We start from the raw sequence: 12641 nt of genomic DNA on the forward strand, positions 1-12641 counted from the left end.
GCTTACCTCACCTTCAGGGTGGCGAGGCCGAGCAGCACCAGCATGAGCGTGATGATCCAGAAGCGCACGATGACGCGCGGCTCCGGCCAGCCCTTCTTCTCATAGTGGTGATGGATCGGTGCCATGCGGAAGATGCGCACGCCGCGCAGCTTGTAGGACCCCACCTGCAGGATCACCGAGACGGTCTCCATCACGAAGACGCCGCCCATGATCACCAGCAGGAACTCCTGACGCACCAGCACGGCGATGGTGCCGAGTGCGCCGCCCAGCGCCAGGGAGCCCACGTCCCCCATGAACACCTGGGCCGGATAGGTGTTGAACCAGAGGAAACCCAGACCCGCCCCGACGATGGCGGTACAGACGATCACCAGCTCGGAGGTATAGGGTACATAGGGAATATGCAGGTAGTTGGCGAAATTGACGTTGCCGGTGGCCCAGGCGATGAAGGCGAAGCCCCCCGCCACCATCACGGTCGGCATGATGGCCAGACCATCCAGGCCATCCGTGAGATTGACCGCGTTGGAGGTGCCGACGATGACGAAGTAGGTCAGTACGATGAACATCAGCCCGAGTTGCGGCATCACATCCTTGAGGAAGGGCACCACTAGCTGGGTCTGACCGTCGTGCGTGGCGGTGGCGTAAAGGAACACGGCCACCCCCAGCGCAACGGCAGATTGCCAGAAGTACTTCCAGCGGGCGATCAGGCCGTCGGTGTTCTTGCGCACCACCTTGAGGTAGTCATCGGCGAAGCCGATGGCGCCATAGGCACCCAGCACGAACAGCACCAGCCAGACATAAGGGTTGTCGAGGCGGCACCAGAGCAGCACCGAGATGAAGATGGCGGCGATGATCATCAGACCGCCCATGGTCGGAGTGCCTTTCTTGCTCAGGTGCGACTCCGGACCGTCATTGCGGATCACCTGGCCGAATTTGAGGATCTGCAGGCGGCGGATGAGACGCGGCCCCATCCAGAGCGCCACCACCAGGCCGGTGATGATCGACAGGATGGCGCGAAACGTCAGGTAGGAGAAGACGTTGAAGAAGGTGAAGTGCGGGGTGAGCAGTTCCGCCAGCCAGACTAGCATGTGGCTGACTCCTGACGGTCTTTGACCATCTCGACGATATCTTCCATGCGGGAGCCGCGGGCCCCTTTGACCAGGATCGCGATTTCTTGATGTGTATTTATCATTTGCGCAAGCACTTCAAACAACGACGCCTTGTTATCGAAATGTCGGCCAGCCGCGGCATCTGCGGTGTGGCGACTCTGTTCCCCTACAGTCAGCACGGCATCGAGGCCGCGCTCGCTGGCGTGGCGTCCGACCCGGGCATGCTGCTCGGCGGACTCCTCACCCAACTCCTTCATGTCACCGAACACCAGCACCTTGTAGCCACTCATGGCGGTCAGGGCATCAATGCCCGCCAGCACGGACTCCACGCTGGCGTTGTAGGTGTCGTCCACCAGGGTAAGACCACCCCAGCGCTGGACGCAGAAACGGCCCTTGACCGGCGCCATCTGCTCGAGTCCGGCCTTGACCGAGGCGAGCGAGGCGCCGAGCGCCAGCGTGCCGGCGGCAGCGGCCAGGGCGTTCGCCACGTTATGGCGGCCCGGGATGGCCAGGGTCAGGCTCACTTCACCCTGCGGGGTCACCATGACGAACTCGGCACAGCCCTGCTGGTTGATCACCACGTTGCTGGCATGGAACGGCTGACGCTGATCCTCGATGGAGAAGGCGCAGTGGATCCCGCGCGCCTGCCACTTCGGCCAGAATTCGTTGTCGGCATTGACGATGGCGGTGCCGCCCTCGCCCAGCCCCTCGAAGATTTCGCTCTTGGCGTGGAATACCCCTTCCAGCGAGCCGAAGCCCTCCAGATGCGCGGCCGCCACGTTGTTGATGATGGCGGCATCGGGTTTGGCCAACGAGGTAGTCCAGGCGATCTCGCCCGGGTGGTTGGCCCCCAGCTCCATCACCGCAAACCTGTGTTGCGGCTCGAGGCGCAGCAGGGTCAGCGGCACCCCCACCTCGTTGTTGAAGTTGCCGGCGGTGGCCAGCACGTCCCCTTCCTGACGCAGGATGGCGGTCGCCATCTCCTTCACCGTGGTCTTGCCGCAACTGCCGGTGATGGCCAGCACTTTCGGGTTGATCCGCTCGCGCACCAGCCGGCCGAGGCGACCCAGCCCCTTGAGACTGTCGGTCACCACCAGCTGGGGGATCGCCAACGGCAGTTCACGCTCGACCAGCAGGGCCGATGCCCCGGCGGCCACGGCCTGCTCGCAGAAATCGTGGGCATCGAAACGCTCGCCGCGCAGCGCAACAAACAACGCGCCTGCGCCCAGGGTACGGGTGTCGGTGCTGACAGCCGTGATCGCTCCATCTTCACCAATCAGACGGGCATCGAGTACCTGCGCCAGCTCGGCAAGCCTGAGGGTCATCATGCGAATGACTCCAATAATGTGTGCAAGGCGGCCGCAACGGTTTCCCGGTCGCTGTAGTGCCGCTTGTCGGTTCCAATGATCTGATAATCCTCGTGACCCTTACCGGCCACCAGGATGATGTCCTGTTTGCTCGCCTGGCTCAGTGCCAGCTGGATTGCTTTGGTCCTGTCGTGCTCGATCTGCACGGCGCCGGGATCGCGAAGACCCGCCACCATGTCGGCCATGATCCGGGCCGGCTCCTCGGTACGGGGATTGTCATCGGTCAGGATCACGCGATCCGCATGCAGCTCGGCCATGGCGGCCATCATGGGACGCTTGCCGCGATCCCTATCGCCACCACAACCCACCAGACACCAGAGCCGTCCTTCACAGTGCACCCGCAGGGCCTGCAAGGCCTTCTCCAGCGCATCCGGCGTGTGGGCATAATCGACCACGGCGAGCGGCGCCTTGCCGCCACCGAAGCACTCCATGCGGCCGGTTACCGGCTGCAGTTGCGGCGCGCTGGCCAGCAACTCGTCGAAGTCATAACCGAGCACCAGCATGGCGCCCATAGCGGCCAGCACGTTGCTGACGTTGAAGCGCCCGAGCAAGGGGGCGGATAATACACCATTCCCCCAGCTGGAGTTAATCTGCGTGCGAAAACCTTGCTGGTGGAAATGGGGATCCTGCGCCGTCAGCTGTCGCCCCGGGTGACAGGCCACCGGGCCGTGCACGCTGAACGCCACGGCGGCCGGATAGGCAGCCAGCCACTGGCGGCCCAACCGGTCGTCGGCATTGAGCACGGCGCAGGGTTCGTCCACCAGTTTCAGCAGCTCTTCCTTGGCGGCGCCGTAGGCCTCCATGGTGCCGTGATAGTCCAGATGATCCCGGCTCAGGTTGGTGAACACGGCGGCAGCAAACGGCAGGGCCGCGACGCGATGCTGTACCAGGCCGTGGCTGGACACCTCCATCGCCACCAGATCCGCCCCCTGCGCTTGCAGAGCGGCCAGATTGGCCTGCACCTGCACCGCGCTGCCAGTGGTGTTCTCCGCTTCCACCAGCTCGCCGAACAGACCGTTGCCAATGGTGCCCATCACCCCGGCCTTGCCCCCCAGCAGGGTGCGCCAGTTGGCCACCAGCAGCGCCGTGGTGCTCTTGCCGTTGGTGCCGGTGATGCCCACCAGATCCAGCTTGCTGGCCGGCTGGTCGTAGAAATAGCCGGCCAGCTCGGAGAGCCTGGCTGGCAGATCCGGGATCCCGAGACAAGGCACGCTCAGCGCCGGTGCCACGAATTCACCATCCTCTTCAAACAGTACGGCGGTCGCTCCCTGAGCCACCGCCTGTTCAATAAACCGTCTGCCATCCACCTGATGCCCGCGAATCGCCACGAAGAGACAACCGGGCCCAACCCGCCGACTGTCCAGCTGGATGTCGGTAAGCGCGAGCGCCGGGGCAGTAATGCCAAAGGGGCGCATCAGTTGATCAAGTGCGCGGGACAACATTGGAAGCCTCCGTACGGGCAAGTTTGGTGGGCACCGCAGGCGGTACCGCGTCGGGACGAATATTGAAGAGCTGCAGTACCCCGCCCATGGCTTCGGCAAACGGCGGCGTCGCAACGGCACCACCGTAGTAGGCGTCGCCCTTGGGCTCGTTGATCACCACTACCATGACGAAACGGGGATTGCTGGCCGGGGCGAAACCGGCGAACCAGGCCATGTAATCCTTGCCGTAGCCACCTGCGACCGCGACCTTGGCGGTACCACTCTTGCCGCCGACCCGGTAACCGGGGATCTGCGCTTTCGGAATGGCATTGCTGACCACGTACTCCAGCGCCTGCAACATGGCGGTAGCATTGTTGTGGTCGATGACCTGCTCCCCCTTGGGCGGCTCGGTCACCTTGACGATGGAGAGCGGTACCCGCTTGCCCTTGTTGGCCAAAGTGGCATAAGCGGAGGCCAACTGCAGCGGGGTGACCCGCAGGCCATAACCGAACGACAGGGTGGCCCGTTCGATGTCGGACCAGCGCCGGCGCTGGGGCAGCATGCCGCTGCTCTCACCCATCAGGCCGCTGCCGGTGTCCATCCCGAAGCCCACCATGCTGAGGGTGTTGATCATCTCCTGCGCCGGCATCCGCAGCGCGATGCGCGACATGCCGATGTTGGAGGAGTAGCGCAGGATGTCGTACAGGTTGGTCGCCTTGTGGATACTCACGTCGCGGATCTGCTTGGCCCCGATAAACAGAGGGCCACCCGGAATGGTGTCCTTCCAGCTGGTAACACCGGCCTGCAGCGCGCTGAACAGGATCAACGGCTTGACGGTGGAGCCCGGCTCGTAGGTATCGGTCACCACCCGGTTGCGCACCCGGAAACTCTGGTACTGACCGCGGTTGTTGGGGTTGTAGGAGGGGGTGTTGACCATGGCGAGCACTTCGCCGGTCTTGACGTCCAGCATCACCATGGAGCCGGAGGTTGCCTTGTTCTCGTCGGTGGCGCGCTTGAGCGCCCGGTAGGCCAGCGCCTGCACCCGTTGGTCGATGCTCAGTTGCAGGTCGTTGGCGTTCTTGCCCTCTTTGACCAGACCAAGCCGCTCGATGACCCGGCCCTGCCTGTCCTTGCGCACCCGCATCTCGCCAGGGGTTGCCGTCAGCCACTCGTTGTAGCTGCGCTCAATCCCCTCGATGCCGCTACCGTCGATGTTGGTCACCCCCACCAGGTGGGCGCTGATCTCGCCGGTCGGGTAGAAACGGCGCGCCTCGGGGCGCAGATAGATGCCACCCAGCTTGAGGCCCTTGATGTATTCCGCCACCGCCGGCGTCACCTGACGCTGCAGGTAGACGAAGCGCTTGCTCGGGTTGGAGATGCGGTGCTTGAGAGTATTGATGTCGAGCTTGAGTACGGCGGACAGGGCCAGCCAGGCCCGCTCGTTATGGATGGCGCCAGATTCGTGCACCGTCTTGGGATCGGCCCAGACGGCTTCCACAGGCACCGACACCGCCAGCTGCTCGCCGTTGCGATCGGTGATCATGCCGCGCACCGCCTGAGTGGCGGTGGTACGCAGCGAACGCATGTCCCCTTCCTGACGCAGCCGATCCGGGTCGATCACCTGGATCCAGGCCAGTCGCAGGATCAAGCCGGCAAACGCAATGCCGATGAAGAACACCAGCGTGCGAAAGCGCCACGGATAGAGTGACGGAGCTTTGACCTTGGGTTGAGCCTTGGCGGAAGCCTTGCGTTTCATGGTTGTGTAATTACCTTCTCGGTGGTCACCAGCGGGCGAGCCATCTGCAACTTGTCCATGGCCAGACTCGCCACCCGGGAGTGCTCGGCCAGCGTGCCCTGCTCCAGCAACAGGTGCCGCCATTCGATGTTGAGCCGATCCTCCTCCGCCATCAGGTCGTTCTGCTTGGCCGTCAGACCACGGGTCATGTTGGTCACCAGGATCACCGCAAAGGCGGTGATCAGCACGGCGATGGCCAGCACCACCTGCAGCTTGTGCCGCCAGAGATCTCCGAGGATCTCCCTGGCCAGATGAACGCGCACCTCGCTCATGGCTTACTCCGCCAACCGCTGGGCGACCCGCAGCACCGAGCTGCGGGACCGACTGTTTTCATTGACCTCGTGCTCGGAAGGCTTGAGCGCCTTGCCGACCGACTTCAATTTGCGACCGCCGGCCAGCTGGGCCTCGGTCAACGGAATGCCGTGCGGCACTTCCGGCCCTTTCTCATGCTTGCGAATGAAATGCTTCACCAGCCGATCTTCCAGCGAGTGGAAGCTGATGACGGAGAGACGACCTTCCGGTGCCAGCACCTGCAGGGCACCGTTGAGCGCTGTCTCGATCTCGTCCAGCTCGCTGTTGATGTAGATGCGGATGGCCTGGAAGCTGCGGGTGGCGGCGTGCTTGCCCTTCTCCTTGCTCGGATTGACGCGGGCAATCATCTCCGCCAGTTGACGGGTGCGGACATAGGGCTCGGTCACCCGATCGTGCACGATGGCACGAGCGATCTTCTTGGCGAAACGCTCCTCGCCAAAGGTCTTCAGCACCCAGGCAATGTCGTCCACATCGGCGCGAGCCAGCCATTCGGCGGCGCTCTGACCGGAGGTGGGGTCCATCCGCATGTCGAGCGGACCGTCCTTCATGAAGCTGAAACCACGCTCGGCATCGTCCAGCTGGGGAGAAGAGACCCCCAGATCCAGCAGGAAACCGTCTACCTTGCCCAGCAGGCCGCGTTCATCCAGATAGGAGGCAATGCCGGAGAAGGGGCCGTGCACGATTTCGAAGCGCGGATCCTGGATCTTGGCCGCTTCTGCAATGGCCTGGGGATCCCGGTCGATGGCGATCAGCCGGCCGTTGGGGCCAAGCTGCTGGAGAATGAGACGAGAGTGACCACCCCGGCCAAACGTACCGTCGACGTAGATGCCGCCCGGCTTGATGGCCAGCCCTTCAACGGCTTCGTGCAGCAGCACTGTGATGTGTTCAGCGGCTTGGGTCATTTATAAAGAGAAATCCTGTAGTCGTGGCGAGCTTGCCCAATCGTCCTCGGGCAGGCCCTGAATGTCGTCATTGACCTGTTGTTGCCAGCGGGCTTCATCCCACAGCTCAAACTTGTTGAGCTGGCCCACCAGCATGATCTTCTTGTCCAGCCCTGCATGGCTGCGCAGTGGCTGGCTGAGCAGCAGACGGCCATTGCCGTCCAGCTCGCATTCGGTCGCATGCCCGAGCAACAGCCGCTGCAGGCGGCGCTCAAGGGGATTCATGCTGGAGAGCGTCTTGAGCTTGCGCTCGATCTCTTCCCATTCGTTTAGGGGGTAAAGCAGCAGGCAGGGATGGGCAATATCGATGGTGCAGACCAGCTGGCCCTCGCTTTCGTCGCGCAGCCAATCACGGTACTTGGTCGGAATCGCCAATCGCCCCTTGCTGTCGAGGCTGATGGCATGCGCACCACGCAACAAATTGCAGTCCCTGAAAATGAGTTAAAGGGGGCAAACCGCCCTATAAAAACCACTTTGATCCACTTTTCCCCACCTTGAAGTTTAAGGACGTGCTGAGGGCTTTTCAAGCGAGGATCTCGGGCATGGGGAACATATTGACGCAGCGTTTCAGCAGCGAGGATTAAATGAGTTGATTTTCCACAAGTTATTTGTGTTTACGGCAATCCGATTAATTGCGAAGAATTAAAAGATCAGCAGGGTGAACCAATAAGCAGCGGGATGATCCGCTCAGATTCACAGGTACCCACATAACTCAGGCATTTTGTATGAAAAAACCATAACCAACTGATCTATATGCATAGAGTCGACCATCTCACGATCCGCCAACACATATATCTCTCGGTACAAGCTGCTATTTTCTCGCCAATAAAAAAGAGCCTCGCGATAAATCGCAAGGCTCTTCAGGAATAGGTCGGAGTCGGCCTGTAAGCCGGGTTCTGTACCGGGTTGCCCCGGGTAGCAATCATTCCTCTAGGCCAGCAATCGCTCGCTGGCTCAAGCAACCTACCCGCCCCCAACGCGGGCCGCGCCAATAGGGGCCTATTTGGTCTTGCTTCGGGTGGAGTTTACCGTGCCACGAACTGTTACCAGTCGCGCGGTGCGCTCTTACCGCACCCTTTCACCCTTACCTGATCCCTTGCGGGCCATCGGCGGTTTGCTCTCTGTTGCACTGGTCGTAGGCTCACGCTCCCCAGGCGTTACCTGGCACCCTGCCCTATGAAGCCCGGACTTTCCTCCCCTCCGCCCGTCTGTCCCGAGGGACACAACGACGAAGCAGCGATTGCCCAGCCAACTCCGGGCGCGGATTATAGCCTTGTCCGGCACCTCGGGTAAACCTGCAATTGAGTTTTGACCGAGTTAATCGTACTCGAGAGAACGCCAAGGCTGGCCTCCGGCCTGTATCTGCCCGCCTCAGTAATGTTCGAGGCCGTACTTGTAGAGCGCGTTCTTCTTCACCCCGTGGATCTCGGCGGTGAGCGCCGCCGCTTTTTTGAGCGGTAGTTCGGCCACTAGCAGCCCCAGGGTACGGATCGCCTCGGCCGGCAGTTCCTCTTCCGTTTTATTGGCGCCCGCGACCACCAGCACGATCTCGCCGCGGCAGCGATTTTCGTCTTCGCCCAGCCAGACCAGCATCTCGGAAGCAGGCAGACCGTGGATCGACTCGAAGGTCTTGGTCAGCTCGCGACACACCACCACCTGGCGTTCGCCGAGAATGCGGGCGATCGCTTCCACCGTGTCCTGCACCCGACGCGGGGATTCGTAGAACACCAGTGAGCGGGTGTCTTCGATCACCGCCTGCAAACGGTCGTCACGTCCCTTGCTCTTGGCAGGCAAAAAACCTTCGAAGGCAAACCGGTCGGTGGGCAGCCCGGCCGCAGAAAGTGCCGTGATGGCAGCGCAGGGGCCGGGCAGCGGAACTACCTTGACCCCGGCTTCGCGACAACGGGTGACCAGGTGATAACCGGGGTCGCTGATGAGTGGCGTACCGGCATCGGAGACCAGGGCCACGCTCTTGCCATCTTTTATCCGGCCGATCAGCACGTCCGCCTTCTGCTGTTCGTTGTGATCGTGCAGCGCGAAGGTGGACACCGAGATTTGATAGTGGCTGAGCAGGATGCCGGTATGGCGGGTATCCTCGGCAGCCACCAGATCGACACTGCGTAAAATGTCCAATGCACGCTGGGTAATGTCAGCCAGATTGCCGATCGGGGTGGGGACTATGTACAGGGTTGGGATGTCACTCATGGGAGCTCCGAGTGTCCCGACAATTGTGTCGCCATATTGGCCCGTTTACACTATGGAGAATTTCAACACTGGTCGGGGAATGAACTTGAACCGGGTTACAAAGCAGCTAAGTGTATCACGACTCTTCGGCATCCTACTCGCGGCAGTACTGCTTGCCGCCTGTGCGTCGGAGCCCAATCAATCAACCGGACAATCCGGCATGCCGTCGGCCTTCTCGGATCTGACCAAGAATGCCCAGTGGTATCTGGCGCAGGTGGATCCGGCCAAACCGGCCGAAGCCTTCACCTGGCAGGTGATGGCGGCGCGCAGCTATCTGGCGCTCGGTCAGGCCAAGCCGGCCGCGGCCCTGTTCCAGCAACTGCAGAAGCAGGGCCAGAGCGCCGAGCAAAAAGCCCAGCTGCAACTGTTGCAGGCTCACCTGCTGCTCGCCCAGGGCAACGCCAACCAGGCGCTGATCCTGCTGGAGGGCAAACCCGAGGTGGCGCTGGATGCCGATACCCAGAAAGACTGGTATCGCCAGCGGGTGGTGCTGCAACTGGACATCAACAACAAGTTCGGTGCCGCCAAGTCGCTGATCCTGCTGGAGCCCTATCTGGCCCAGAATGAGCTGGCGACCAATCACCAGCAAATCTGGTCACTGCTCAAAAGCATGACCCCCTCCACCCTGCAGGCACTGGAAGAGGCGCCGGCTCCCGACGTGACTACCGGCTGGCTGCGACTGGCGGCGCTGGTGAACGAGTTCGGCGCCCAGCCCAATCAGCTGGCACGCCAGCTCGCTGGCTGGAAGCAGGCCTTCCCGAACCACCCTGCCCAGAAAGACATGCCAGCGGGTCTGGGCGATCTGACGACCAGCAACATCAACACCCTGCAGCAGATCGCCGTGTTCCTGCCGCTCTCCGGCAATCTGGAGCCTCAGGGCGCCGCCATCCGCAACGGCATGCTGATGTCTTACAAGGAGAATCAGGGCCAGTTCACCCTGAACTTCTACGACACCCAGACCAAGGCGATGGGCGAGCTCTACAAACAGGCGATTCAGGAAGGGGCCAACATGATCATCGGCCCGCTGCTCAAAGACCGGGTCGAGGAGCTGCTCAAGTCCAATCCGACCGTACCGGTGCTGGCACTCAACGAGCTGGACAAGCCGATCGTCAATGACAACACCTTCTACTTCTCCCTCTCCGCCGCCGCCGATGCAGCGCAGGCTGCCCAGTACCTCTATGGCCAGGGCTATCGCAAACCCCTGCTGATCGCCGCCCAGGGGCGGATCGGTTATGGCAGCATCAAGGCGTTTGAACAGGCCTGGGCTACCGTGAGCCAGGACAAGCCGGTCGTCGCCACCTTCGGCGCTCGCAACGAAGTGCAGGGCATGGTCAAGAACGCCCTGAGCGGTCGCTCCACCGCCCGGGCCGGCGAAGTGGTGCAGCTGGCTGACACGGCGCCACGCAGCATCGACGTGGTCTATGTGGTCGCCAACAGCCTGGAGACCCGGATGATCAAGCCGTATGTGGACATCTCGGTCAATCCGATGGGCAGCCTGCCGATCTACAGCAGCTCGCGCAGCTATGACAGCGCCACCACCGAAGTGGCCTCCGAGCTCAACGGCATGCATATCTCCGACATGCCGCTGCTGCTGGGCGGTTACGAGAAGCAGCGCGAACAGATCGCCCTGCTCTGGCCGCAAACCCAGGGTGATCTGCTGCGCCTGTTCGCCCTGGGCTACGATGCCGTGGCGCTGGCGGAAAACCTGCAGCAAATGCGCAAGGTCAATGCCATGCAGCAGCCTGGCATGAGCGGCCAGCTGAGCGTGGATGCCAGCGGTAACATAGTGCGGGTACTGGACTGGGCCACCTACCAGAATGGCAAGCTGGTCAGCGACAGTGCCATGCCTCAGCTCGAGGGAGCCCCCCATGAAGGGTCTATTGGCACGGATGCACCAGCAGTGGCAGAACCTGTTCCCGTCAGCACCGAGCAAGGGACAGCACTTTGAGCAGCTAGCGGAACGCTGGTTGCAGGCCCGCGGCCTGCAACCCGTGACCCGCAACTACCGCTGCCGGGGCGGCGAGATCGATCTCATCATGCGCCAGGGGGAGACCCTGGTGTTTGTTGAGGTCCGCTACCGCGCCCAGACCAGCCATGGCGGCGCCGCCGCCTCGGTCACCCGGCGCAAGCAGCACAAGATCGTGCTGGCAGCGCGCCACTATTTCAAGCAACATGCCATCAACGAGGCCAGCCAGGCCTGCCGATTCGATGTGATCGCGTTCGAGGGCGACCAGCCAGACTGGATCCAGAACGCATTTTAAGAGGACCCCATGACTGACCGCATCAAAGAGAACTACACCGAGAGCATCCAGACCAAGATAGCCGCCGCCGAGGCGCTGTCGGATGCCATCCATACCGCAGCCCAGATGCTGACCATCTGCCTGCTCAATGGCCACAAGGTGATGGCATGCGGCAACGGTCCTTCCGCAGCGCTGGCCCAGCTGTTCATCTCGGAATTGGTCAACTGCTACGAAACCGAGCGCCCTTCCCTGCCCGGCATGGCGCTGACCCCTGACATGGCCACCATCAGTGCCATCGCCACCGATCACGGTTTTGAAGAGGTGTATGCCAAGCAGATCCGGGCGCTCGGTCAGCCCGGCGATATCCTGGTGGTCATCACCACCACCGGCAACAGCCGCAGCCTGATCAAGGCCGCCGAGGCCGCCCTCTCCCGCGACATGACCATAGTGGTGCTGGGTGGTGGTGACGGCGGCGAGATCGCCGGCCTGCTCGGCCCCAACGACGTGGAGATCCGGGTACCGTCGGCTCGTCGACCCCGCATTCTGGAAGTGAACCTGTTGACCCTGCACTGCCTGTGTGATCTCATCGACCAGACTCTTTTCCCGCAACAGGAAGATTGAAACCATGAACAAGCAAATGCTCCTGCTCGGCCTGCTGGCCGGCACCCTGCTGCTGCAAGGCTGCGCGGCCGTAGTGGTAGGCGGTGCCGCTGGCACCGCCAAAGCCTCCGGCGATCGCCGCACCCTGGGCGCCCAGTGGGATGATCAGGCCATCGAGCTGAAAGCGGCCAACCTGCTGGCTGACAACAAGCCGCTGAGCGCGGCCAGCAAGATCAGCGTCTACAGCAACAACGGCCGCGTGCTGCTGGTCGGCCAGACACCTTCTGACGCTTACAAGCTCGAAGCTGGCAAGATAGTGGCCCGCATCGAGGGGGTGCGCCACGTCTACAACGAATTGCGCCTCGGCCAGCCGGTCAGCATAGGGGTTCGCAGCAACGACTCCTGGATCACCTCCAAGGTGCGGGCAGACATGCTGGGCGCCAAGAATTTTGACAGTGCCAAGGTCAAGGTGGTCACCGAGAACGGCGAGGTATTCCTGATTGGCCTGGTGACCCGCCAGGAAGGGGATCACGCCGTCGAGATCGCCCGCCACGTCAGCGGCGTGAAGCGCGTGATCAAGGCCTTCGAGTTCGCCCAGAACTAGCACTGACCGCC

At 62.2% G+C, this 12641-nt stretch carries 12 protein-coding genes and 1 other RNA gene; 4 read left to right on the forward strand and 9 right to left on the reverse strand.

What is annotated here, in order from left to right:
- Positions 1 to 2: 2 nt before the first annotated feature.
- The 9 genes from mraY to rsmI all read right to left on the reverse strand — a co-directional run bounded on the left by mraY (position 3) and on the right by rsmI (position 9147).
- Entirely contained in the window at positions 3 to 1085 is a 1083-nt protein-coding gene (gene mraY / locus PG900_RS18080) for a phospho-N-acetylmuramoyl-pentapeptide-transferase (RefSeq protein ID WP_011707583.1), read from the reverse strand.
- Positions 1079 to 2434 carry a UDP-N-acetylmuramoyl-tripeptide--D-alanyl-D-alanine ligase gene (gene murF / locus PG900_RS18085; RefSeq protein WP_194759168.1) on the reverse strand — a complete coding sequence of 452 codons (1356 nt, stop codon included), beginning with the start codon at positions 2432 to 2434 and terminating at the stop codon, positions 1079 to 1081. Before murF ends, mraY begins: the two co-directional genes overlap by 7 nt.
- A complete protein-coding gene (murE, locus tag PG900_RS18090; RefSeq protein WP_270831959.1) occupies positions 2431 to 3915 on the reverse strand; it encodes a UDP-N-acetylmuramoyl-L-alanyl-D-glutamate--2,6-diaminopimelate ligase in 1485 nt (494 codons plus the stop codon). The genes murF and murE overlap by 4 nt, the downstream gene beginning before the upstream one ends.
- Positions 3896 to 5650, reverse strand: coding sequence for a penicillin-binding transpeptidase domain-containing protein (locus PG900_RS18095; protein ID WP_270831960.1), 1755 nt, complete (start codon positions 5648 to 5650; stop codon positions 3896 to 3898). The genes murE and PG900_RS18095 overlap by 20 nt, the downstream gene beginning before the upstream one ends.
- Positions 5647 to 5961 (reverse strand): cell division protein FtsL, encoded by a 315-nt coding sequence (ftsL, locus tag PG900_RS18100; protein WP_005305726.1) that lies wholly within the window; start codon positions 5959 to 5961, stop codon positions 5647 to 5649. The genes PG900_RS18095 and ftsL overlap by 4 nt, the downstream gene beginning before the upstream one ends.
- Positions 5962 to 5964: 3 nt before the next feature.
- Positions 5965 to 6903 carry a 16S rRNA (cytosine(1402)-N(4))-methyltransferase RsmH gene (rsmH, locus tag PG900_RS18105; protein ID WP_270831961.1) on the reverse strand — a complete coding sequence of 313 codons (939 nt, stop codon included), beginning with the start codon at positions 6901 to 6903 and terminating at the stop codon, positions 5965 to 5967.
- Positions 6904 to 7362, reverse strand: coding sequence for a division/cell wall cluster transcriptional repressor MraZ (mraZ, locus tag PG900_RS18110; protein WP_005305730.1), 459 nt, complete (start codon positions 7360 to 7362; stop codon positions 6904 to 6906).
- 449 nt (positions 7363 to 7811) lie between these two features.
- An RNA gene (gene rnpB, locus PG900_RS18115) (RNase P RNA component class A) lies at positions 7812 to 8198 on the reverse strand.
- Positions 8199 to 8313: 115 nt separating this feature from the next.
- Positions 8314 to 9147, reverse strand: a complete 834-nt coding sequence (gene rsmI / locus PG900_RS18120; RefSeq protein WP_039213937.1) for a 16S rRNA (cytidine(1402)-2'-O)-methyltransferase — start codon at positions 9145 to 9147, stop codon at positions 8314 to 8316.
- 199 nt (positions 9148 to 9346) lie between these two features.
- Between rsmI and PG900_RS18125 the strand changes: the two genes are divergently transcribed.
- The 4 genes from PG900_RS18125 to dolP are packed head-to-tail and all read left to right on the forward strand — an operon-like array spanning position 9347 to position 12630.
- On the forward strand, positions 9347 to 11134 hold the full coding sequence (locus PG900_RS18125; protein WP_045525728.1) for a penicillin-binding protein activator: 1788 nt from the start codon (positions 9347 to 9349) through the stop codon (positions 11132 to 11134).
- On the forward strand, positions 11055 to 11447 hold the full coding sequence (locus tag PG900_RS18130) for a YraN family protein (protein ID WP_073351968.1): 393 nt from the start codon (positions 11055 to 11057) through the stop codon (positions 11445 to 11447). Before PG900_RS18125 ends, PG900_RS18130 begins: the two co-directional genes overlap by 80 nt.
- A gap of 9 nt (positions 11448 to 11456) precedes the next feature.
- Positions 11457 to 12047, forward strand: coding sequence for a D-sedoheptulose-7-phosphate isomerase (locus PG900_RS18135; protein ID WP_270801186.1), 591 nt, complete (start codon positions 11457 to 11459; stop codon positions 12045 to 12047).
- Between the two features lie 4 nt (positions 12048 to 12051).
- Positions 12052 to 12630 carry a division/outer membrane stress-associated lipid-binding lipoprotein gene (gene dolP, locus PG900_RS18140; protein WP_024945441.1) on the forward strand — a complete coding sequence of 193 codons (579 nt, stop codon included), beginning with the start codon at positions 12052 to 12054 and terminating at the stop codon, positions 12628 to 12630.
- The last annotated feature ends 11 nt before the right edge of the window (positions 12631 to 12641 follow it).

The sequence above is a fragment of the Aeromonas sp. QDB03 genome (assembly GCF_027707985.1).
Classification (GTDB): Bacteria; Pseudomonadota; Gammaproteobacteria; order Enterobacterales; family Aeromonadaceae; genus Aeromonas; species Aeromonas hydrophila.

Coding starts and splice junctions, on each gene's coding strand:
- mraY (WP_011707583.1), bottom strand. CDS start 1,085: ATGCTAGTCTGGCTGGCGGAACTGCTCACCCCGCACTTCACCTTCTTC.
- murF (WP_194759168.1), bottom strand. CDS start 2,434: ATGATGACCCTCAGGCTTGCCGAGCTGGCGCAGGTACTCGATGCCCGT.
- murE (WP_270831959.1), bottom strand. CDS start 3,915: ATGTTGTCCCGCGCACTTGATCAACTGATGCGCCCCTTTGGCATTACT.
- PG900_RS18095 (WP_270831960.1), bottom strand. CDS start 5,650: ATGAAACGCAAGGCTTCCGCCAAGGCTCAACCCAAGGTCAAAGCTCCG.
- ftsL (WP_005305726.1), bottom strand. CDS start 5,961: ATGAGCGAGGTGCGCGTTCATCTGGCCAGGGAGATCCTCGGAGATCTC.
- rsmH (WP_270831961.1), bottom strand. CDS start 6,903: ATGACCCAAGCCGCTGAACACATCACAGTGCTGCTGCACGAAGCCGTT.
- rsmI (WP_039213937.1), bottom strand. CDS start 9,147: ATGAGTGACATCCCAACCCTGTACATAGTCCCCACCCCGATCGGCAAT.
- PG900_RS18125 (WP_045525728.1), top strand. CDS start 9,347: ATGCCGTCGGCCTTCTCGGATCTGACCAAGAATGCCCAGTGGTATCTG.
- PG900_RS18130 (WP_073351968.1), top strand. CDS start 11,055: ATGAAGGGTCTATTGGCACGGATGCACCAGCAGTGGCAGAACCTGTTC.
- PG900_RS18135 (WP_270801186.1), top strand. CDS start 11,457: ATGACTGACCGCATCAAAGAGAACTACACCGAGAGCATCCAGACCAAG.
- dolP (WP_024945441.1), top strand. CDS start 12,052: ATGAACAAGCAAATGCTCCTGCTCGGCCTGCTGGCCGGCACCCTGCTG.